The organism is Streptomyces sp. NBC_01591 (genome assembly GCF_035918155.1).
GTDB lineage: Bacteria > Actinomycetota > Actinomycetes > Streptomycetales > Streptomycetaceae > Streptomyces.
The window spans coordinates 602,112-622,308 of record NZ_CP109328.1 but is presented as its reverse complement, the minus strand read 5'-3'; the positions used below and the strand labels follow the sequence as shown (position 1 = coordinate 622,308).

Sequence of the window (20,197 nt, the reverse complement as noted above, 5' to 3'; positions counted from 1 at the left end):
TTCCGGACGTCGAATTCTCCGGATCAGATATCGAGCAACCGCAGGCGCAGCTTGTCGGGCTTTCCGTTTTCGTTCAGCGGCAGCGCACTGAGAATGGTTATCCTCTCCGGCGCGTGCAGCACCGACAGCGATTCGGCGATGTGGGCACGAATGCTCTCCGTCTCGACCTCCGCCGCGGGGTCACAGACCAGCGCGGCGTGAATGTGCTCGGAACCGTTCCGGTCCGGCACGCTGTAGACGGCGGCATGTCGGATTCCCGGCAGGGAGAGGATTTCTCTCTCGACCACCGTCGGGTGGACCTTGACCCCGTTGACCTTGATCACTTCGGCCACCCGGCCCAGCAGGTGCAGATAGCCCTTCTCGTCGCAATAGCCAATGTCGCCGGTGTAGTACCAGCCCTCCCGGAGCACCTTCGCGGTCAGTTCCGGATCACCGGTGTAGCCGTCCATCAGGTGCGGTGAGCGGACGCGGACCTGGCCCGCCTCCCCGGTGGGCACCGGCGCTCCCGAGACCAGTTCGCCAACGACGACCTCGACCTCGGGGAAAGGGCGGCCGACAGTGGTCGACAGCCACGGGTCGAGGTGCTCCTCGCGCTTGAGCGACGTGATACGGCCGGTCTCCGAGGTGCCGTAGGCCTGCACCATGATGAGGCCGAGGATGCGGACTGCCTGTGCGATCCTGGCGGGCGCCGCCGCACTGCCGCTGTAGATCAGCCGATTCAGCGAGGACAGGCCGGCGGATTCCAGGTCGTGCGCCCCGAGTTCCTCCAGGTGGTCGAGCAGCCGGAATAGCTGGACCGTCGCCATGAAGGTCCACGAGATCGCCGACTCCTCGACTGTCTTGGTGAACTCCCCCGCGTCGAAGTGCTCGTGGAGGTGGACCTCTCCGCCCAGGGCCAGGGCCGCGTCGGCCATGGTGCCGACGGTGTGGCTCAGCGGAGTCGTCACCAGCAGCTTCACGTCCTCAGCCGCGCGATCGGCCGCCGCCATACCGCGGACCGCTCCGTTCCAGACCCGGGCGGAGAGCCGGATGCCCTTGGGCCGCCCGGTGCTCCCGCTGGTGAACCCGATCACTGCCACGGCGCCCGGATCCCACGGCGCGGCCCGCGGGGTGTCGGCTCGGCCCGCCGCGTCGTAGCCGGTGCCGCCGATCCGGGTCACTCGAAGTCCGCCGGCGGCCTCGGAGAGTTCGAGTGCGCGCTGCGTGTTCTCGGCATCCGCGTATACCGTCGCGGCCGCGGTGTCGCGCAGGATCTGGATCTGGTGGTCAAGCGGGAGGATCGTCGAGCTGGTCCCCGGATTGGTGGACCGCAGGTAACAGATAGTGCCGCCGAGCAGGTGCGCGGCATACCGCGCGGTGAGCATCTCGGGACTGTTGGGAGCGACCAGAATCGCTACGACATCTTCTCTGCCCACGCCGCGGTCGCGCAGCGCGCAGAATATCTCGGCGGTGGACCGGATCAGCTCACTGCCGGAAAACACTCGGCCGCGCCAGAAAAGGGCAGGACGATCCGGTGCCGCCGCAAAAGCCGAAAGAATATCTGAAACGTAGCTGTCGCTTTCGCGCCACCATTGGTCCTGTGGGGTCATGGCCCTGCCTCTCGGTATATACCCCGGTGGATTGCGATCTGCCGGCCCGGGTGCAGCCCGATCCTGCCGGTTCACCGGATGCGCAGGAAAGAACGTTCGACCGGCTGGACCGGCGCATCGAAACGACCGCCCGACCGGTGTAGCCGCCCGGGTACCCCTGGCCGGAACAGGGAGCCGCCGCCGGTCCGGTGGATGTGCGACGGACCCCGAGATTGACAGGTTTCTTGACGATCGCACACAATCAGTTCGTCAGGTTCCTGTCGATCTCACTGAAGGTCTCCCATGACGACGTCTCCAACTCTGCCGAAGTCCCGGCAGCAGTTGATCCTCGCCGTGCTCCTGCTGTCCTCGCTGCTGATCTGGCTGGACAACACCATCCTCACCACCGCCTTCGAGACCCTCTCCGACCCGGTCCGCGGCTTGGGCGCCAGCCCCAGCCAGCTGCAGTGGGCCACCGGCTCGTACACCCTGGTCTTCGCCACCTTGATGTTCACCTCCGGCGCCCTGGGTGACCGCTTCGGCCACCGGACCGTGCTGGCCACAGGGATGGCGGTCTTCGCCGGCGCCTCGGTGTGGGCGGCATACGCGGGCGACGCGAACCAACTGATCGCGGCTCGGGCCGCGATGGGTCTGGGGAGCGCGCTGATCATGCCCGCGCAGATGGCTGTCCTCATGTGGGCCTTCAGCGGGCCCGCCCGGGCGACCGCTATCGGCATCTCCTCGACGTCGGCCGGCGTCGGAATCGCCGCGGGCCCGCTGCTGGCCGGCGTCCTCCTCGGCCGCTTCTGGTGGGGCTCGATCTTCCTGGTCAACATCCCGATCGCGGTGCTGTCACTGATCGGGATCGCCACGCTGGTCCCAAACTTCCGCAGCCCCACCCCGCGTCCGCTGGACCCGGCCGGGCTGCTGCTGTCGATCAGCGGGCTCGCCTTCCTGGCCTACGGGCTGATCCACGCGGGGCAGGTGGCCTCCTGGAGCTCGGTGTCGGTCTGGGGCTCGATCACGGTCGGAGTGGCCCTCCTGGCCGCCTTCACACTCGTCGAACTGCGCCACCGTCAGCCCAGCTTCGACCCCCGGCTGCTCGCCCAGCGCATGTTCGGCCTCGGCAACGTGGCGCTCGGCTTGCTGATGTTCGCCATGACCGCCGCCAGCTTCTACGGCGCCTTCTACCTGCAGGGCGCACGCAGCTTCTCCGCGCTGCAGGCGGGCCTGGCGTTCGCCCCGACCGCGCTCGGGGCGATCGTGGGAGCGCCGCTCGGCGTCCAGCTGGCCCGCCGCTGGACGCTCCGCGCGGTCACTGCGACGGCGCTGACCACAGCGGGGCTGGCCATGGGCTGCAACATGTTCTTCGGGCTGCACACCCCGCTGGTCATCAACGAGATCGCCTACCTGATCCAAGGGCTGTCGATCGGCATGGTGATCGGCCCAGTGACGGGGGGGCTCATGAGTACCCTGCCGCTGGAGCGGGCCGGCGCCGGATCGGCCGTCCTCAGCACCGTGCGCCAGAGCGGCAGTCTGCTGGGGATCGCGGTGGGCGGCACGATCATGTCGCTCGCCTACCGGTACGCGGTCGACGGCTCGCTGAGCGGGTATCCCGAGCAAGTGCGGGCCCAGGCGCAGATCTCCGCCGAGCAGGCCCGGCACGCCGCAGCCACGATCCACCAACCCGACCTGGTGCGCGTCGCCAACGACGCGTTCATCGAAGCCATGCACGTCAGCGCCGCCGGAACCATGCTGATCGCCCTGTGCGGCGCGCTCCTGCTGGCGATCGCACTGCGTCCGGACCGGCAGCCCGTGGAACCGGTGCCCCAGGACACCCCTGTGAAGTCCAGCCTCTGACCCGAGCGTCGAGGCGGACCGCCGCCTCGACGCCCCGGCACCGAACCGCCGGAAGTGGGGCAGGGCCGCGGGTCCGGCCCGTTCTCCGCATCACCTTCCCGCATCGACGGCGTTCATCGGGGAGTGGCGCCGACGCCGGTTGCCGGACCCGCTCCCCGACCTGGGCGACAAGGCACCCCTGGCGTCGACGGGTGGTGCCTCGGCTCACGTCACGCGTAGCGGCTGGCGAGTTCGCGCTTGAGGATCTTCCCGCTGGCCCCCTGCGGGAAGGTCTCGACGAACTCGACGCGGCGCGGGTACTTGTAGGCTGCCATCCGCTTCCTGCTCCAGGCCATGATGTCGCTCGCGAGGTCGTCGCCCGGGGTGTAGTCGGCGCCGACCACGACAACGGCGCACACCTCTTCCCCGAACTTCTCGCTCGGCACCCCGACCACCGAGACGCCGGCCACGGCCGGGTGGCCCAGCAGCGTCTCCTCCACCTCGCGCGGATAGACGCTGTAGCCGCTGCGGATGATCATGTCTTTCTTGCGGTCGACGATCGACAGATATCCGTCCGCGTCCTGCATGCCCAGGTCACCGGTGCGGAACCAGCCGTCGACCAGAACCTCCGCGGTCTCCTTCGGGCGGTTGAGGTATCCGGCCATCACATTGGGCCCGCGCACGACGACTTCACCGACCTCGCCCTGCCGCACGAACTTGATGCGGCCTTCCACCTCGGCGTCGGCGATGCCCACTTCCACGCCTTCGATGGGCAGGCCCACCGTGCCCGGCTTGCAGGGAATGCCTGGCATGTTGTACGCGACCACCGGGGACGTCTCCGACAGCCCGTAGCCCTCGTAGACCTCGCAACCGAACATCGTCCGAACCCGCTCCAGCACGGGCACCGGAAGAGCGGCCCCGCCGCTGTACACCCGGGAGAGCCGTGGGCTCTCCGCGCCGTTCGCGACCTCATCGAGCAGCGTGTAATACATGGTCGGGACGCCCATGAAGACCGTGCACCCGTGCACACGCATCAGCCGCAGGGCCTCGCCCGCCACGAAGCGCGGCATCACGACCATGGTCGCGCCGACGTGGAAGCTGACCGCCATGCAGCAGATCTGGCCGAAGCTGTGCGACAGCGGGAGAGCGCACAGGAGGACGTCGCCGCCATCGAACGCGAAGGGTGCCACAGCCGCGCTCCGGATGTTCGATACGAGGTTGCCGTGCGTCAGCAGCACCCCCTTCGGCCTGCCGGTGGTGCCGGACGTGTACAGGATCGCGGCGAGGTCCCCTGGCGCGCGCTCCACGAACGTGTCGACGGGCTTGGCCGCTTCGCCGATACGGACCGCCTCGGGGTGCGTGTCCCCGACCGTGAGCAGGTAGGCCCCGGCCTCCTTCGCGCTGCGGGCGGTCTCCGCGGAGAGGGCGCCAGCGAACACCAGGGCCCGCGATCCGGAGTCCCTCAGCACATGATCGATCTCCGCAGGCCTCAGGAGGGGGTTGATCGGCACGACCACGGCACCGAGCGCCAGTACGGCGAAGTACAGGGCCGCGTACTCCGGAGAGCTCGCCAGCAGCAGCGAAACCTTGTCCCCGGGGCCGACCCCCTGCTCTCTCAGTGTCGCGGCGTACCGGCGGGCCCGGTCCCACAACTGCACGTAGGAGAACTGCTCGGAGCCGTACACCACAGCCGGATGCGCGGGCCTGCGGGCAGCGGAATCGGCGAGGATGGAAGCCATCGACCCGGTCATGAACGCCCGCTCCGATCGCTTGCCGTGGCGATGCCCAGCTCTCGCCAGATACCGCGCAGGATGTCGGCAAGCTGCTCGACCTCCTGCGGCTCGTGGATCGCGGACGGGGTGATCCGGAGAAGTTCCTCACCGGCGGGCACATCCGGAGCGGCGATCGACTGGACGTAGACCCCGTGCCGGTCGAGCAACAGTTCGGACGCCTGCCGACAGACCTTGGAGTCCCCTACGATCGCGGAGACGATGTGCGAGTCGGGCGACAGGCACGGGATGTCGGCCTCACCGAGCAGACGGTGCATCATCCGCGCGTTCTCCGACAGCGTCTTGCGCTCGGCCTCGGACGTCCGCAAGTGGCGGACGGACGCCAGCGCGCCGGCCACGATCGCCGGCGGCAACGAGGTGGTGAACACGAACAGGCGCGACAGCCTGCGGACCGCATTGATGACGGTGGCCGGTCCCGCGACGTATCCGCCGATCGTGCCGTAGCCCTTCCCCAGGGTGCCCATCACGATCGTGAACCGGTCCGCGATGCCCTCGCGCGCGGCGATGCCGGCACCCTGAGGACCGTACATGCCGACCGCGTGCACCTCGTCGAGGTACGTCGTGGCACCGTACCGGTCCGCGAGATCGGCGATCTCGCGGACCGGCGCGATATCGCCCAGCATCGAATGGACGGATTCCAGCACGATCAGCTTGGGACGGTCGGCGGGAGCGGCCGCCAGCAGTTCTTCCAGGTGTGCGACGTCATTGTGTTGGTAAATTTTCTTCTGCGATCCGCTGTGCCGAATTCCGTCGATGATCGATGCGTGATTCCGCGCGTCAGAGAAAACGATGGTGTCCTTGGGCGTGCTCGCCAGAACGGTGAGGGCTCCATCGTTGGCCGTATACCCCGACGTGAAGATCATCGCGGCCTCCTTGCCATGGAGGTCCGAGAGTTCCCGCTCCAACTGGACGTGGTACTGGCTGGTCCCGCCGATGTTGCGGGAAGCGCCGGAACCCGCTCCGTGGTTGTCGATCGCGGTCTTCATGGCAGCGATGACCTTGGAGTTCTGCCCCATGCCGAGGTAGTCGTTGCTGCACCAGACCTTGATCTGCGACTCCATCCCGACCAGCCGGGCATCGGCCTGCGGGAACCGGCCGGATCGCCGCCCGACTTCCATGTTCTCGAGCCGGCACTCCGAGAGCTCCGCATCAGTGGCCACATCGGAATACGATTCCAGATGCAGATTCATTTCGTTCGTCCTCTCAAGCCGAGGTGAGGAATATTCGTCAGCCGAAGTCAGTCGAATCATCCGGATCAGTCGATTTTCCGGGTGTGGCGGCGACGGCGACTCAACGATGAACTCTCGCGAATGCCATCTTTTCGACGGATCGGACTCCATTCTTGCCGTCACGTCAGATCCGATACAGCGCGTTCGGACAGGTGAAGCGTCGCATCGAAGCAGCTACCCGATCGGGGTAGCCATCAGGGCCGCCACCGGCCCGGCCACGAGGTACCGGAGGGAGCCTGAACTCACCAAGGGCGGCGGGGCACTCCTCCCCGACCAGACCCTGTTGGTCGGGGAGGTGACGTCGGAGTCGAACGCGGAAACCGACCGGATCGTGAAGCGTTGCGGCCCCACCGCGGGCCCCGGAGCGGGCAATTCATGGAGTCTTCGCCCGGATGTCGCCCTTACAGGCCATTCCTCCCCGGTCCCGCGGCTAGCTTGCAGACGATCACCCCCGACGATCGTCCTCGCGGAGACACCCATGTGCAGCCCCCTCCACCAGCCCGACGGACCACTCCTGCCCGACGCCGGGCGTCGTACGTTCCTGCGGGCGGCCGCGCTCACCGGTGCCGCCGCCGCGGCCACGGGGCTCGTGTCCGCCACCCCCGCCGCGGCTCTCCCCCAGCAGAACGCCGGTGCCGCCACGTCCCGTTGGCGACCCGATCCGGAGAGCCCCCGGTTCACGCTCGTCGTCATGCCCGACACCCAGTACCTCTTCGACGGGGCTAGCATCAACAAGGCTCCGGTCGAGGCCTCGTTGCGTTACGTCCTCGATCACGGGCGCGACGAGAACATCGTGTTCCTGTCCCATCTGGGCGACCTCACCGAGAGCGGCCGGGCCGACGAATTCGAGGCGATCGGCGAGGCCTTCGAGCTGCTCGACCGGCGGCAGGTCGGCTACAGCGTCGTCGCGGGCAACCACGACATCAAGTCGTCCACCGACGACGGGCGCGGCCGCACCCCGTACCTGGACACCTTCGGTCCGCGGCGCATGCGGCAGCTGCCCACGTTCGGCGGGGCGACCCCGGACGGCTACAACACGTACCACGTGTTCCGCGCCGCCGGGCGGGAGTGGCTGGTGCTGGCGCTCGACTGGCGGCCGTCGGCGGCGTCCCTCACCTGGGCCCGGAACGTCATCGCCAAGCACCCGGACACGCCGGTCGTCCTCACCACCCACGAGCTGGTGTACGCCGACGCGGACGGCGACGAGGCCGAATTCTCCGACCACGGAGAGCATCTGTGGGACGAGCTGATAGCCGGGCACGACCAGATCTTCCTCACCCTCAACGGCCACTACTGGCCCGCCGGGCGCACCACCCGCAAGAACACCGCGGGCAACGACGTCCATCTGCACCTCACCAACTACCAGAACCGCTACTACGGCGGCAGCGCGATGATCCGCCTCTACCGCTTCGACCTGGCCAGGAACACCATCGACGTGGAGACGATCTCGCCGTGGATCCTCGGCCGGGCGGGCGAGCGGCTCAACGAACTGGAACGCGGCGAGATCGAGCTGACCGGCCCGCAGGACCGGTTCGCCGTCCCCATCGACTTCGAGAAGCGGTTCGCCGGCTTCGCGCCCGTGCCGGTGCGCGGCCCCCGCCCGGCGGAGCGACTGCTGATACCGGGCACCGTCGCCTACTGGCGCTTCGACTCGCCCACGCACCCGGACGGTTCCGCCGCCGCCGATCTGCGCGTCCCCGACCTGTCCGGGCACCGCAACGACCTGGTGCGCGAAGCCGTGCCCGGAAGCGCGCCCGATGCGCTGCGCTGGTCCACCGGCCACCACCCCGACCAGCCCGGCCACGGCAGCCTCTACTTCGACGGCTCGAAGCCGCCACTGCGGGGCGCGTATCTGCGTACGGAGAACAACGCACCGCTCAACACCAAGACCTTCAGATCCGGTTACACCATCGAGGCCTTCCTCCGTCTCCCCGCCGACTGGGACGCCGGACGCAATGCCTGGAGCGCCGTACTCGGCCGACGGGGCACGCTCGGGGCCGCGGGCAAGACGTCCGGCGACTTGGACGAGCCCGTCGCCACCCTCTCCGTGTCGGACGGCCCCGGGCTCCAGTGGGCGGCGGCGCCGCTGAACCAGCCGGGAGCCGTCACCAACTGGAGCCATGAGCTGCCGCGCGACCGGTGGTGGCACGTGGCGGTCGTCAACGACGGCAAACACACGACGATGTACGTCGACGGCTGCGTCGTCGCCCGCAACCCCGCCACCCGCACCACCGGTCTCGCCACCGCGGGTCTGCCCTGGCTGCTCGGCGCCTATGAATACGGGGGCAGGCTCGACCAGTTGATGCACGGCTGGCTCGGCGACATCCGGATCGTCGAACGCCCCCTGCGCGTACGGGACTTCATGACGGCCCCGACTCCGCCGCCCCACTGACTGGGCGGTCAGTTGATGACAACCTGACCAGCGGTCATTATGGGACCTTGACCCCGGCTTTTGAACGTGTCTCTGCGGCTCGGATCGGACGCGCCGACCTTCCGGTCCCGCACCGGGATCAGGGTGCCGTCCGCGATCCACAGCCGTTCCACGGCGTTGGCCGGGCGAGTGGTCGGCTCGATCGCCAGGAGCGGCCGCAACCGCTGAATGACCCGGCACGGCCCCGGAGTCCTAGCCCAGACACCAGGGAGCAAGCAACCCGCCAGTAGGTTTCAGCGCTATCGCTGACCTGGGACGGCTCCGCGCAGGATCGGTCTCGCCGAAGGCTTATCGCCGAGGTGAGCCAGGGCTTGGGTCCACTCAGCGTCGAGTGCCGACCGTGAGGGCGTTGACGTGGTTCCCGTACTCGCGGCGGGCCTTGCGCTGTGCCGGGATCGCCGGGCGCCCTGGGTGCCGCCGAGGGGCTGGCAGCGGTCGAGGAGTTGGCGGTGGACTGCGGGCGTGGTACTGACGCGCAGGGTGTAGCCCTGGCACGCGCCGTACGGTCACGCCGTGGTCGAGCGCGGCCCGCTCGGCGTCGTCCAGTTCGGCGGCACGGAGGAAGTCGGCGACCTTGCCCGGCATGTCGAGGGTGACCGGCAGCTCCAGCGCCGGGGTGTCCTCGTGGCCCGCGGCGTGTTCGGGCATGAGGTCGCCGACGGCCGTGCGGACGGCGCCCCGGCTGACGCCGTGCTCGCGGGCCAGGGCAGCGATGGACCGGCCGTCCAGGTATGCGGTGCGCACGTCGCTGGTCTTGTCGGCCTTGATCGCCGGGCATCGGCCGCCCTTTTTGCCCTTGGCCTCGGCGGCCCGCAGTCCGTCGTAGGTCAGCTCGCCCTGGAGGTCGCGCTGGAGTTCGCCGGCGGCGGCGAGGGTCTGCACCATGAACTTCACGGTGGACAGCAGCTCGCCGGTGCGCGGGTGGCGGGCGGTGAGGTCCATGGCGGAGAACGCGCCGTCGTGGATGCGCAGGGCGAGACGGTCGCGGTGCAGGACGTCGAGCACGTCGAGGATGTGCTGGGTACCGCGCACGAGGCGGAACATCTCAGGGATGTGCACGGTGTCGCCCGGCCGCCCGTACGTGAGGAGCTCGCCGAACTTCGGGCGCTGGAGCGGGTGGAGGCGGCTGGAGGTACCGGACTCCTCCTCGAACGGGATCGGGTCCTCGATCCCGGCCTCGGCGAGGACGAGATTCTGACGGTCGGTCAACTGCTGATCGGGCGACACCCGCTTGTAGACCAGGTTGGCCATCACGCCCTCTTTCGCAGGAGGGAACCGACCTTGCTGTCATCAAACCCTGTCATCAGAAGCCATCGGATCTGATTGGATCCGAGCCGTCGCCCGTTGGGGCCCAGCCCTCAGGCGGTGCACCAGAGCTTCTCCGCCTTCGCGCTCGGAGGCGAGGTCTTCAGTGCGGACTTCCCCATGGTGGCCTTCACCGCTCCGGCCGGCGCGGACTTCGCCGGGATCAAGGCACTTCTGGATCGAGGGCAGAAGGAAGGCTGGTGGCACTACGAAGTCGGCCGCGGTACTGACGAGTGGTAGAACGCCTGACCTTGACGAGATCTCAGGTCCTCGCGACCAACCTTCGATGGCACACGCTCAAATACGCCGCCATGCTGCGCACGGTCATCCAGGAGTGGGACGAGCAGCACAGCGGCACCGGCTCCCCGCAGGCGGTCACCGCCTGCGACCGCGCTTCTCCTCCCCGACGCACGCGGTCAGGGGCCGGCTGATCATCCCGCTGACACGACCTCAACCCCCGTGGCAGGGTGGGTAATCGGATCGGCAGATGGAGGGGCTTCCGTGGAAGCGCGGATGTGGGACGCACTGGTCGGCGTGATGAAGGACGCGTACACCGCGGGGCTGGGTGAGGGGACCGTGCCGCGTCCGGTCATCATGCCGCTGGTCCGCGGCGAGCTGGTCGGGCTGATCTGGGTCCGCCCGATCAAGGTCGGCGAGGACGCGCTCGCCGGGATCGCGGAGCTCGCGAACATCGCCGCGGCCGCCGGCGCGGACGAGGTCGTCCTCGCCTGGGAGACCCACGACGTCGCCACCGCCTGCGAGCTGCCCGTCGTCGGCCCGGCGCCGTGCATGAACATGGTGCTCGCCACCCGCAACGGGCATGTGCTGCACCAGTTCCCCTACGACGAGCAGCTCCTGTCCCGTAGTCCCGAGGGCTGGGCGTCGGTCGCCCCCGACTGGAGGCCAGTACCTGCGCCGCAGCCCGGCGGCGAGCTGGTGCCGCCCATCCAGGCCGCGGTGGACTTCGCCTTCATCCCCATCGAGCTGAACCATCCCGACCCGTTCGGCGTCACCGTCGTGCTGATGGAAGAGGACGGCTACAGCGTGCGCCTCACCGAAGCCTTCGCCCGCTGACCCGATAGGAAGAGGAGAGGAGGAGTTCGTGCCCCGCAGTCTCGATGACGACGCGCCCCGCCGTATGAGCGATGCCGAGGAGCAGCTCAGTGCCGAACAACGGCGAGCGAGCCGCAGCCGATGATCGGGGCTCGCTGAGACGGTCAGGTGAGGCGGTCGGCTTCGTCGAGCAGGTAGCGGCGCTCGACCTGGTTGTCGGTCAGGGCGGCCGCCTCGCGGTACAGCGTCGTCGCACCGCCCGCGTCGCCAGTGATCTGCAGCAGGTGGGCGCGCACCGCGCGTTCCCGTTGCCGGGTGAGAGGGTCCTGATCCAGTCCGTGGCGCTGGTTGAGATCGTCGAGCAGTGCCATCCCTCGGGCCGGTCCGTAAGCCTGGGCCACCGCAACCACCCGGCTCAGCCGCACCGGCGCGGTTGGGGTGAGCCGTTCAAGCCATAGGTACAACATCGCGATCTGCGGCCAGTCCGTCCGCTCCGGCGTCGCGGCCGCCGCGTGCAGGGCGGCGATCGCCGCCTGCAACTGGTACGGGCCCGTCTCGCGCCGACTCCAGGCGCCGTCGATCAGCTGGGTCCCCTCGCGGATCAGATCGCGATTCCAGCGCGTGCGGTCCTGCTTGTCCAGCGGCACCAGCCCGCCGTCGTCGCCGATGCGGGCCGCACGCCGCGATTCGGTGAGCAGCATCAGCGCCAGCAGGCCGGTCATCTCGGTGTCTTCCGGCACCGCGGTGCCTAGCATCCGGGTCAGCCGGATCGCCTCTCCGGTCAGGTCGATGCGGGCGAGTTCGTCACCGGCGGAGGCCGTGTAGCCCTCGTTGAAGATCAAATAGAGCACCCGCATGACGGCGGTCATGCGGCTGTCCCGATCGGCGGCAGTCGGCGTGGTGAAGCGGGCGCCGGAGCGGGCCAGCTGCTGTTTGGCGCGGCTGATCCGCGTCCCCAGCGTGGTTTCGGTCGTTCCATAGGCATGGGCGATTTCGGCGGTCGTCAGACCGCCGACCGCGCGCAGGGTGAGAGCCACCTGGGAGGCGGTGCTCAGCACGGGGTGGCAGCAGAGCAGCAGCAGGGTGAGACCGTCGTCAGTCTCCTGCGCAGGACCCGCCTGGCGGGCCGGTTCCTGCATGGCCAGTTCGGCCATGCCGACTTCCTGCTCACGTCGGCGCCGTGCCTGCTCGGAGCGGAGCAGGTCGACCATCCGCCGGTAGCCGATCCGGATCAGCCAGCTGCGCGGATTCTCCGGCACACCTTCGGCCGGCCACGTCCGGCTCGCTGCCAGCAGCGCCTCCTGTACCGCGTCCTCGGCGATGTCGAAGCGGCCGAAGCGCCGTACCAACGCGCCGAGCACCTGCGGCGCTTCGGCGCGGAGCAGGGGCTCGACGTCCGTGGTCGTGTCCGGTCCGTCGTTCACCGGTCGGGGTGGCGCGCTGTCCGCGCCGGGCCTCGTGGGGGACGGCCGGTCATGCCGTGAAGTCCTCTCCCATGATCGCCCGGATCTCGATGGGCTCGCCCAGCACCTCTACGATCCGCGAGGCGATGTCCACGGCTCGTTCCTGGCCGGCCACGTCGATGACGGCGAAGCTGGCCAGGACCTCCTTGAGCTCGGCGAACGGTCCGTCGGTCGCCGTCACGCCGTCCGGGGTCCGGTTCACCGTAATGCTGACCGCTGGGTGGCCCAGGCCCTCGGTGGTCACCAGCTCGCCGCTGTCGAGCAGTTCCTTCTCGAACTTCTGGTACGTGGCGAACGCGGCCAGCGCCTCCTCCGTCGGGGCGTCGGCGGTCGCGGCGTCCCAGCCGGCGGCTGACGTGTATCCGAGCAGCAGGTACTTCACGGGTTCCCCTCTCCGATCATGCTTGGCGATCGTAGGGCAGGTCAGCGCGTGCGGCGCAGGGAAAGTGCGAGGACGGTCGTCCAGGTGAAGGCGACCAGCCCGTTCACGGCGATCTGGATACTCATGTAGTCCGGCGACATGGGCAATACCAGTACAAATACGGTGGCGCCGTTCAGCACGGCCGGGAGGACGGCCCGGTGGCGCATGCATCGCACAGTGAGCACGATGGCGGCGATGGCCAGGGCACTGTAGGCGGCGACCGCCGAGGCCGAGTGCGCGACGCTGTGCCAGGACATCCGGGCGACCGGCTGGTCCGGGGTTCCGACCGGGAAACCGCTCTCCGGATCCATGGGGAAAAGGCCGGAGGCGATCAGCCCGGCGCCGAAGATCCCGACGAGGATCGGCAGCGCTCGCCGCCCGACTCCCTCGGTGAGGGTGCACTTGATGCCGACGGCCAGAGCGAGAGCGCCGAGGCCCGCGAGCACGAACGTCACGATCTGGATCCAGCCGGCACCGCCGGTGGCGAGCTGGCTGATCGGGTGCCGGGTGATGTCGAATCCCTCGCGAGTGGCCATCGGGATGACGGCCGATGCGAAGAAAGCCGGCCCCGCGAGCGCTCCGGCGATCAGCAGGCGGTCCGAGCGGCGGACGACGGGGACGGCGATGGTGGCTGTCATGGCTTCCTCCTTGGCGGGTTCTCGCGGCTACCTCGTGGCCGGGTCCGCGATCTCGACACCTTCAAAATGTGATCCACATCGCATTTCAGGGGTGTCGAGAACGGGTCGGCGACTTCGAGGTAGCCACGAGAACCCACCAAGGAGGACGAGATGTCTGAGACCAACCAGCCGAGCGCCGAACTGAAGGCCCTGGATCGCCTGGTCGGCACCTGGGCAGTGACGGGCGGAGCTGAGGGAACCGTGCAGTACGAGTGGATGCCCGGCCGGTTCTTCCTGAGCCAGCACGTCGAACTCACCCAGTTCGGCGAGCCGATCAGAGGCCTGGAGCTGATCGGGAACCTGCGCCCGTTCGGGGAGCCGACCAGCTCGGACGTGATGTCGCGGTACTACGACTCGACGGGCAACACCTTCGACTACGTCTACGAACTGACCGGCGACAAGCTCACCATCTGGGCCGGGGCGAAGGGCAGCCCAGCCTTCTTCGAGGGCACTTTCAGCGCCGACGGCACCACGATGACCGGTGACTGGGTCTACCCCGGAGGGGGCGGATATTCATCGACCATGACCAGGATCTGAACTCGGCCCGCAGCAGACTGGACCAGGCAGCCTGGCCGTCGCCGACGCGGATGGATCGCCGCCTCGCAATGGGTGAAGCCGACGACCGCGTCCGGGACCTCGTCCAGCTTCGGGAAACACCCCATGCACTGATGCGGCTTCAGTCCGAGTAGCTGGGCCATTAGGCGTACTCCTCCCGCGCGATCCGTGAGCACCTACACAGGCGTGGAATCCGCGCCGTAATCCCCATACCGGCGGACCAGGAAGGGCACCGGCTGAGTCGCGGCGGCGACGGCGGGCGGCCCGCCGGATTCGATAAGACGATCTATAAGCGCAGGAACGAAGTTGAGCGGACGATCAGCCGGCTCAAGAACTTCCGGGCCGTGGCCACGAGGTACAACAAAAGGGCCTACATCTTCCATGGCACCGCCGCCCTCGCAGCGATCCGACTTTGGTTCCGCCCGTGATCCACCGGGCGGAACCTCGTAATGCGTCGTTCGGTCGGAGCTGCGCTGGTGCTGTGCGGGTGAGGGGGTCCGCCCGGATCAACGCCCGGACCATGGCCGTCACCCCTTGGAGGCGGCCTCCCGGATCAGCGGCTCGAACTCCCGCCGCACACAGGTGTCGAACGGCTCCGTCAGCGCGCCGTCGATCACCCGCCGCACCCGGTGCTCCGCCGCGAACTCCTTGATCGCTGCGCGGGAGTCCGGCTCCACACCCCCGCCAATGATCAGCACCCCGAACTCCTCGGTCGCCAACAGCTTCCGGGCCTCCTCGTCGGTGCTCACTCCCTCCGCGTCAAAACCGTCCGCGCGCAGCGTGGCCAGCACCTCCGTCACCCTAGCGGGCGTCCTTCCCAGCACCAGCGTCCTCATGGCTGTTCCCCTCAGGTACGTCGACATCGGCGCACCCGAACCTAGAAGCTCAACCAGACTTGAGGTCAACCCCAACTCCCCCGCCCCACCCCGGCAGCCACATGATCCGCCGGACAGGACCTTTAGTAGCGCCCGAGGTGGCTTGGCTGAGCATCGCGGTTGGCCCGCCAGATGGGGCGAGCGCTGCTGACCTGGCCACTCGGGGGCGGGCTGGGTGGTGGGTGTTCTTTGAACCTCAGTTGTGGCGTGCTGGGATGACGACGTCCCGTAGCCATGGGCGCTGGAGCAGCATCCCAAAGTGGACGACCGTGACCTCGTCGTCCGCGGCTGTCGGGGTAGTGCCCGGGCCAGGAGGTCCGCTGTCCTCCTTCGGCGGACGGTGATAAGTCCGGGACCACTTCGCCCCGCGGGCCGCGTACACGGCCCCCCAGGAGAGATCCGTCACGGTGCGTCGCGCAGCTGAAAAGGGTACGCCGCCGTCAGCGCAACAGCACGGTCCACGTCATGCGACAGCTCCACGAGGGCACCTGACGCCCTCGTCCCCGGGATGTCCGCCAGCGCCTGGGTCAGCCGCCCGCGCGCAGGCGCTTTGGGTGGTGTCGTGGGCGAGGCGGGCGACGAGCCCGGTGGCGATCCGATCCGCCGTCGCGGTGTCGCTCGCCAGCACGCTCAGTGCATCGGCTGCATCGGTGTCGTTTCTTCCCTCCACGATCATGTCGATGAGCGTCGGGACCGCATCGGCCACTCCACATGTCCCGAGCGCCAGAGCCGCATGCCCGCGGACCACGACGTCGGGGTTCGCGAGAGCGTCCCGCAGCTGCGCGGCAGCCTCACCACCGGGCATCTCGGCGAGGGCTTGAACGGCACGTTCCGCACCGCGGCCACCGGTGAGCCGAGGCCCTGCGCCAGCAGCGCCGGGCCGCCGTCGCCCGATCGTGCCAGCGCCCATCGAAGGGCTCCGGCGACGTTCGGCTCCGTCTCGCTGAGTGCCGCCTCGACCAGGGCCTCCACCGGCACCGGAACCTCGTCGGCCGAGGAGAGGGCCGCGCGCTGGCGCGCGTCGGCGCGGCGGGGCGGGCGACGCCAGCGGCCGAGGCGGACAGCTCCTGGCCTCCGTCGACCGGACAATCGTCGAACGACTGTCGGCCAGGGGCGAGAACGGTACGCAGTGGGAAGCGGGGGCCGCTCGCTTTCATCCCAGCCGATCCCGTGGGACCAGCGGCAAGAGAGTTCGCATCGCCTTCTCAGGATCGGGGACAGAGATCGCCAGCCGGCTGAATGACGCGCTCCGGCGGAGTTCCACACACAGCACCGGTGTGCCGGCCCGTACCAACGTGAAGTCCTGCCCCTCCCGTAGGTGCCGGACACCCGCGCACACCTGTCCGGGGATGCACGTGCCCCGATCACGCTCACCGCGAAGCGCACGCCACCAGTCGGGCTCGATATGGAGCTGGCGCAGCGCCGACACCGGAACCCGCACATTGCGGTGGCGTGCGAGCGCCTTCTCCCGCCAGGACAGGTGTACGACGATATCGGTCCCCTCGACTACCACCCTCGCCATAGTCTCTCCCTCATGGTCGGAGTGCCCCGGCGTATCACGATGCTTCGGGACCCGTGTGAATACCCATGACCTCACCACTGACATACCCACGACGCCCATCACCTGAGATGACCACGAGCGCACCGCTGATCACAGGGGTGAGTATCTCGACCGGCGGCACGCAGCCAGGGCTGAACCACGTTTCCCCCGCGGGCGGCAAGCCCGTTGGGTACCTGCTGCCTCGTGTCCGGGTCTCATGGGGTTTCACCCGGGAGAATGGTTTGCGCTCTCTACGGGGTCACCGCTCAGTGCAGTGTGCGGGGATGGGTACGGCTGTCTCGGCTTGTGCCATCGGCGTGTACGCCTTGCCGAGATCGCCCGCTTCACCAGGCCCTCGAGGATGCCAGGTCCGCGAAGGCGCCACCAGCACGTAGCCACCCCTCTTCTAGGAGCGCAGATGTCCAGCTCGAAACCACCAGGGATCTATGCACGCGAATCCTCCGCCGGTATGCGCGTGATCGTCGGGGTGGGCACATCTACTCCGGCGTTCCTCGGTTACACGAAGGTCTCCGCGAAGGGCGACCCAACGCCGTCCACGCCGCCGTTCACAGAGGATGAGCGCAAGCACCCGCAGCTGGTCAGAGGCTGGCAGGAGTTCACAGACCGCTACAGCGTGAAGGGAATCGCCGAGGAGCTCGCGGAGGCGACCGACCCGGCCGCGATTCGCGCGCTGGAGCGGTGTTTCCCTCTGGCCGAAGCCGTCTACGGATTCTTCGCCAACGGCGGTACCTCCTGCTACGTGGTGGGCTTCACCAGCCCGCAGAGCGCCGTCGGCGACGTTCTACGGGGGCAGCGGCTGAGTATGTAGCGGGTGAGGCGGGAGCGGGCGGTCCTTTCGCTTGCTTGTGCACCGAGCCGCCGCACCGGCGTGTGCTGACCAGCCACTGGTGTGGTCACTGCCCGGGTCACCCCGACTTCTCATCCCCCACACCCTCGTGAGGCACTGGAGAAGGAGCTCAGCTCCGTCCCTGCCGACCACACCGTCCCCGCACGTGAGCCCGGCTGGTGACCGGAGACGCCGACGACAACTACGCCGACAGAGGGTTCTCCTTCATCACCATGGGCTGACCCCCCGGCGATCAGCCCAAACACCCACCATCACCCCCGATCACGCCACCCGCCCCGTCCATCTGCCTCCAGCGTCAAGGGTGGCCGCCGCCGCGATGTGGGTCATGCCGCGGGTGCGCCGGCGCACCCAGGAATGTCCGATCTTCACCGGGCCGACCGCGGTTCAGCGGGCTGGTTCGCCGCTGGTGCCAGCAGCGCCTGACGCCTTGGTCCTGGGTGCGGGCGGGACCAGAGACGGCAGGAGTCTTGTCAGACGGTGGTGGCCACCCAACCGACGGTTTCGGTCACGTGGTGGCCGTCGCTGCGGACGTTGGCGTTGACGTTGACCTCGTTGAAGCGGATGAGGAATCCGCTGGGGGTGACGTCATGGAGGCGGATGCCGGGCGTCTCCGTGCCGTTGAACGTCTGGGTCTGGGCCAGCACGATCACCTGGGATCCGTTGGGGAACGGGGTGGGGAAGTTGACGCGGGTGAAAGTGGAGGTGTTCCCCCCACGTGTCTCGATGGGCTGGTTCGACGACAGGTCGAGCTTTCCAGTCTGGACCATGGACATGTGTGACTCCTTGCGTCCTTGCGGCTTCGGATTCCAACGTCATCGACGGCGGACGCAGGGGTCCTTCCCTGGGCAGTATTCACCCATTCGCCCGCCACTCCATCGGGTGATCGCTAATCAGTCAATGCGAGTTCATTTGACCCAAACACGTACTGACAACGGCAGGCCCACCTCGACGGCCCGCCGCCCTCACGGCGAATTCCAGGGGCCGTCCCGCGAAGTGCCGTCTTTTCCCTGGTTCTGGCTCAACTTCTATTTGCGCCGTGAGGCGCTGTTGGTTCGAGTGGAGGTGGAAGACCTGCACCAACCCGCTGTCGCAGCAGCAGGGTGAATCGCCCCGGGCTTTTGGGACAGCCGCTTCCGTCACGCTCCGCGTGGTCATCCGAAGCTCGGCGAGCCGCTGTCGCCGGGGCGGCCGTCCCATCACCCGACGCCTCAAGTGATCCATCTGCCGGTCGGTCTACATCGTAGCGGCGGCCTGATCCGCAGTTGTGACAGCGGGCCTACTGCCGGGCTGCATGAAGAACAACAGCAGTCCGGCAGCCGCGAAGATCACGCCGACGGCGATGTAGAGGGCGTGCGGTGTCCAGCCGGCATCCAGCAGCCAACCAGCGGCAGTGGGGGCGGCGATGGCCCCGACGCGGCCGACGCTGATGGCAGCACCGACTCCCGTAGCGCGCAGACGGGTTTCGTAGATGGCTGGGGTCAGCGCGTAGAGACCCGCGATGCACCCGTTGACGGCGACACCGACGACCGCACCGAAACTGAAGGCCAGGGCAAGGTTCTCGGTCGAGACCGCGAACGCCACCACGAGCAGACCGGACGCGAACAGATAGCCACGGTTCACCTTCACCAGTGCGTAGCGGGCAGCCATTACGCCAAGGAGCGCGGTGCCGAACATTCCGCCGAGATTGAGCAGAGTGCCGCCGGTGAGACCTTGGGTGGAGGACAGGCCGGCTTCGACGAGCAGGGTCGGCGTCCAACTGGTCACGAAGTAGAAAGCGGCCATCACCAGGAAGAACGCAGACCACAGCACGAGCGTGACACGGCGCAGGCCTGGTGCCAGCAGGAGACGGAATCCCGCACTCAGCCGGTGAGTAGCAGCAGCGGGGGGAAACGAGTCGATTTCCGCGTGTCCCATGCGCCGGGCAAGGTTGTTGATTCTGGAGAGAGCCCCTGGTGGCCTCTGCGTGATGAGGAAGTCGAGAGACTCCGGCAGCAGGAGCATCACCAGGGGAATGACGACCACGGTGGCTATGCCGCCGGCGAGGAAGACCGAGTGCCATCCGAAATGGTCGATGAGGGTGACCGACGCGAGGCCGCCGACTGTCGCGCCCACCGCGTAACCGGTGGAGTTCAGGCTGACGGCCAGGCCGCGCCAGCGGCGGGAGGCGAACTCGCCGGCGATGACGTTGCTGCACGCAAGGACAGCGCCGATGCCGATGCCCGTGACGATACGCAGCAATCCCAACTGCTGCCAGTTCTGACTTGCCGCGGACAGCAGCATGCCCGCAGCCGCCAGCGCCAGACCGGCCAGTATGACGGGCTTCCGTCCAATCCGGTCCGCCCAGGGTGCCACGAGCAGTGCTCCCACAGCCATTCCGATGAGGCCGCAGCTGAGGAGAAGCCCCAGTGTGCCGGAATTCAGATTCCACTCACTGGAGATGGTCTTCCCGGTGAAGGCCATGACCAGGACGTCGAACCCGTCGAGCGTATTCAGCAGGACACACACACCGATCGCGGTCCACTGAAAACGGGTCATGGGCCCGTTGTCCACGGCCTCGCGCAGGGGCGCGCTCACCGGACGACT

Annotated in this window: 17 protein-coding genes and 4 pseudogenes; 8 read left to right on the top strand and 13 right to left on the bottom strand. The window is 68.3% G+C overall.

The window, feature by feature from the left end:
- Positions 1-23: 23 nt before the first annotated feature.
- Entirely contained in the window at positions 24-1,589 is a 1,566-nt protein-coding gene (locus OG978_RS43910) for a class I adenylate-forming enzyme family protein (RefSeq protein ID WP_326770676.1), read from the bottom strand.
- A gap of 282 nt (positions 1,590-1,871) precedes the next feature.
- On the opposite strand from OG978_RS43910, the gene OG978_RS43905 reads away from it, so the two are divergent.
- Entirely contained in the window at positions 1,872-3,428 is a 1,557-nt protein-coding gene (locus tag OG978_RS43905) for an MFS transporter (protein ID WP_326770675.1), read from the top strand.
- Positions 3,429-3,637: 209 nt separating this feature from the next.
- Here OG978_RS43905 and OG978_RS43900 read toward each other — a convergent pair whose 3' ends face one another.
- A complete protein-coding gene (locus OG978_RS43900) occupies positions 3,638-5,158 on the bottom strand; it encodes a long-chain-fatty-acid--CoA ligase (protein ID WP_326770674.1) in 1,521 nt (506 codons plus the stop codon).
- On the bottom strand, positions 5,155-6,387 hold the full coding sequence (gene hemA / locus OG978_RS43895; protein WP_326771064.1) for a 5-aminolevulinate synthase: 1,233 nt from the start codon (positions 6,385-6,387) through the stop codon (positions 5,155-5,157). Before hemA ends, OG978_RS43900 begins: the two co-directional genes overlap by 4 nt.
- Before the next feature lie 517 nt (positions 6,388-6,904).
- Here hemA and OG978_RS43890 point away from each other — a divergent pair.
- Positions 6,905-8,818: a LamG-like jellyroll fold domain-containing protein gene (locus tag OG978_RS43890; RefSeq protein ID WP_326770673.1), complete on the top strand. Its 1,914-nt coding sequence runs from the start codon at positions 6,905-6,907 to the stop codon at positions 8,816-8,818.
- A gap of 73 nt (positions 8,819-8,891) precedes the next feature.
- On the opposite strand, the pseudogene OG978_RS48645 reads toward OG978_RS43890, so the two are convergent.
- Positions 8,892-9,036, bottom strand: a pseudogene (locus OG978_RS48645) (IS5/IS1182 family transposase); the annotation flags it as partial.
- 142 nt (positions 9,037-9,178) lie between these two features.
- A complete protein-coding gene (locus tag OG978_RS43885; protein WP_326770672.1) occupies positions 9,179-10,108 on the bottom strand; it encodes a recombinase family protein in 930 nt (309 codons plus the stop codon).
- Between the two features lie 90 nt (positions 10,109-10,198).
- Between OG978_RS43885 and OG978_RS43880 the strand changes: the two are divergent.
- The 3 genes and pseudogenes from OG978_RS43880 to OG978_RS43870 all read left to right on the top strand — a co-directional run.
- Positions 10,199-10,402, top strand: a pseudogene (locus OG978_RS43880) (DUF4265 domain-containing protein); the annotation flags it as partial.
- 11 nt (positions 10,403-10,413) lie between these two features.
- A complete protein-coding gene (locus OG978_RS43875; protein WP_326770671.1) occupies positions 10,414-10,593 on the top strand; it encodes a hypothetical protein in 180 nt (59 codons plus the stop codon).
- Between the two features lie 82 nt (positions 10,594-10,675).
- On the top strand, positions 10,676-11,236 hold the full coding sequence (locus OG978_RS43870) for a hypothetical protein (protein ID WP_326771063.1): 561 nt from the start codon (positions 10,676-10,678) through the stop codon (positions 11,234-11,236).
- A 143-nt stretch (positions 11,237-11,379) separates the two neighbouring features.
- Here OG978_RS43870 and OG978_RS43865 read toward each other — a convergent pair whose 3' ends face one another.
- From OG978_RS43865 to OG978_RS43855, 3 genes are read right to left on the bottom strand one after another with little or no spacing between them, the layout of a single operon-like run.
- On the bottom strand, positions 11,380-12,639 hold the full coding sequence (locus OG978_RS43865; protein ID WP_326770670.1) for an RNA polymerase sigma factor: 1,260 nt from the start codon (positions 12,637-12,639) through the stop codon (positions 11,380-11,382).
- 49 nt (positions 12,640-12,688) lie between these two features.
- Positions 12,689-13,060 carry a YciI family protein gene (locus OG978_RS43860; protein WP_326770669.1) on the bottom strand — a complete coding sequence of 124 codons (372 nt, stop codon included), beginning with the start codon at positions 13,058-13,060 and terminating at the stop codon, positions 12,689-12,691.
- A gap of 41 nt (positions 13,061-13,101) precedes the next feature.
- A complete protein-coding gene (locus tag OG978_RS43855; protein ID WP_326770668.1) occupies positions 13,102-13,737 on the bottom strand; it encodes a DUF998 domain-containing protein in 636 nt (211 codons plus the stop codon).
- A gap of 150 nt (positions 13,738-13,887) precedes the next feature.
- On the opposite strand from OG978_RS43855, the gene OG978_RS43850 reads away from it, so the two are divergent.
- Together OG978_RS43850 and OG978_RS43845 are read left to right on the top strand one after the other, a co-directional pair.
- Complete coding sequence (locus OG978_RS43850; RefSeq protein WP_326770667.1) at positions 13,888-14,313, top strand: hypothetical protein; 426 nt, start codon at positions 13,888-13,890, stop codon at positions 14,311-14,313.
- A 164-nt stretch (positions 14,314-14,477) separates the two neighbouring features.
- Positions 14,478-14,759 (top strand): annotated as a pseudogene (locus tag OG978_RS43845) (transposase); the annotation flags it as partial.
- Between the two features lie 99 nt (positions 14,760-14,858).
- Here OG978_RS43845 and OG978_RS43840 read toward each other — a convergent pair.
- From OG978_RS43840 to OG978_RS43830, 3 genes and pseudogenes are all read right to left on the bottom strand, one after another.
- On the bottom strand, positions 14,859-15,167 hold the full coding sequence (locus OG978_RS43840) for a hypothetical protein (protein WP_326770666.1): 309 nt from the start codon (positions 15,165-15,167) through the stop codon (positions 14,859-14,861).
- Between the two features lie 441 nt (positions 15,168-15,608).
- Positions 15,609-16,232, bottom strand: a pseudogene (locus OG978_RS43835) (HEAT repeat domain-containing protein); the annotation flags it as partial.
- A 127-nt stretch (positions 16,233-16,359) separates the two neighbouring features.
- Positions 16,360-16,728, bottom strand: a complete 369-nt coding sequence (locus OG978_RS43830; RefSeq protein ID WP_326770665.1) for a hypothetical protein — start codon at positions 16,726-16,728, stop codon at positions 16,360-16,362.
- Between the two features lie 436 nt (positions 16,729-17,164).
- Between OG978_RS43830 and OG978_RS43825 the strand changes: the two genes are divergently transcribed.
- Positions 17,165-17,575 carry a hypothetical protein gene (locus OG978_RS43825; RefSeq protein WP_326770664.1) on the top strand — a complete coding sequence of 137 codons (411 nt, stop codon included), beginning with the start codon at positions 17,165-17,167 and terminating at the stop codon, positions 17,573-17,575.
- A 509-nt stretch (positions 17,576-18,084) separates the two neighbouring features.
- Here OG978_RS43825 and OG978_RS43820 read toward each other — a convergent pair.
- A complete protein-coding gene (locus OG978_RS43820; protein ID WP_326770663.1) occupies positions 18,085-18,387 on the bottom strand; it encodes a gp53-like domain-containing protein in 303 nt (100 codons plus the stop codon).
- A gap of 460 nt (positions 18,388-18,847) precedes the next feature.
- Entirely contained in the window at positions 18,848-20,188 is a 1,341-nt protein-coding gene (locus OG978_RS43815) for an MFS transporter (protein ID WP_326770662.1), read from the bottom strand.
- Between the last annotated feature and the right edge of the window lie 9 nt (positions 20,189-20,197).

Coding starts and splice junctions, on each gene's coding strand:
- OG978_RS43910 (WP_326770676.1), bottom strand. CDS start 1,589: ATGACCCCACAGGACCAATGGTGGCGCGAAAGCGACAGCTACGTTTCA.
- OG978_RS43905 (WP_326770675.1), top strand. CDS start 1,872: ATGACGACGTCTCCAACTCTGCCGAAGTCCCGGCAGCAGTTGATCCTC.
- OG978_RS43900 (WP_326770674.1), bottom strand. CDS start 5,158: ATGACCGGGTCGATGGCTTCCATCCTCGCCGATTCCGCTGCCCGCAGG.
- hemA (WP_326771064.1), bottom strand. CDS start 6,387: ATGAATCTGCATCTGGAATCGTATTCCGATGTGGCCACTGATGCGGAG.
- OG978_RS43890 (WP_326770673.1), top strand. CDS start 6,905: ATGTGCAGCCCCCTCCACCAGCCCGACGGACCACTCCTGCCCGACGCC.
- OG978_RS43885 (WP_326770672.1), bottom strand. CDS start 10,108: ATGGCCAACCTGGTCTACAAGCGGGTGTCGCCCGATCAGCAGTTGACC.
- OG978_RS43870 (WP_326771063.1), top strand. CDS start 10,676: ATGTGGGACGCACTGGTCGGCGTGATGAAGGACGCGTACACCGCGGGG.
- OG978_RS43855 (WP_326770668.1), bottom strand. CDS start 13,737: ATGACAGCCACCATCGCCGTCCCCGTCGTCCGCCGCTCGGACCGCCTG.
- OG978_RS43850 (WP_326770667.1), top strand. CDS start 13,888: ATGTCTGAGACCAACCAGCCGAGCGCCGAACTGAAGGCCCTGGATCGC.
- OG978_RS43840 (WP_326770666.1), bottom strand. CDS start 15,167: ATGAGGACGCTGGTGCTGGGAAGGACGCCCGCTAGGGTGACGGAGGTG.
- OG978_RS43830 (WP_326770665.1), bottom strand. CDS start 16,728: ATGGCGAGGGTGGTAGTCGAGGGGACCGATATCGTCGTACACCTGTCC.
- OG978_RS43825 (WP_326770664.1), top strand. CDS start 17,165: ATGTCCAGCTCGAAACCACCAGGGATCTATGCACGCGAATCCTCCGCC.
- OG978_RS43820 (WP_326770663.1), bottom strand. CDS start 18,387: ATGTCCATGGTCCAGACTGGAAAGCTCGACCTGTCGTCGAACCAGCCC.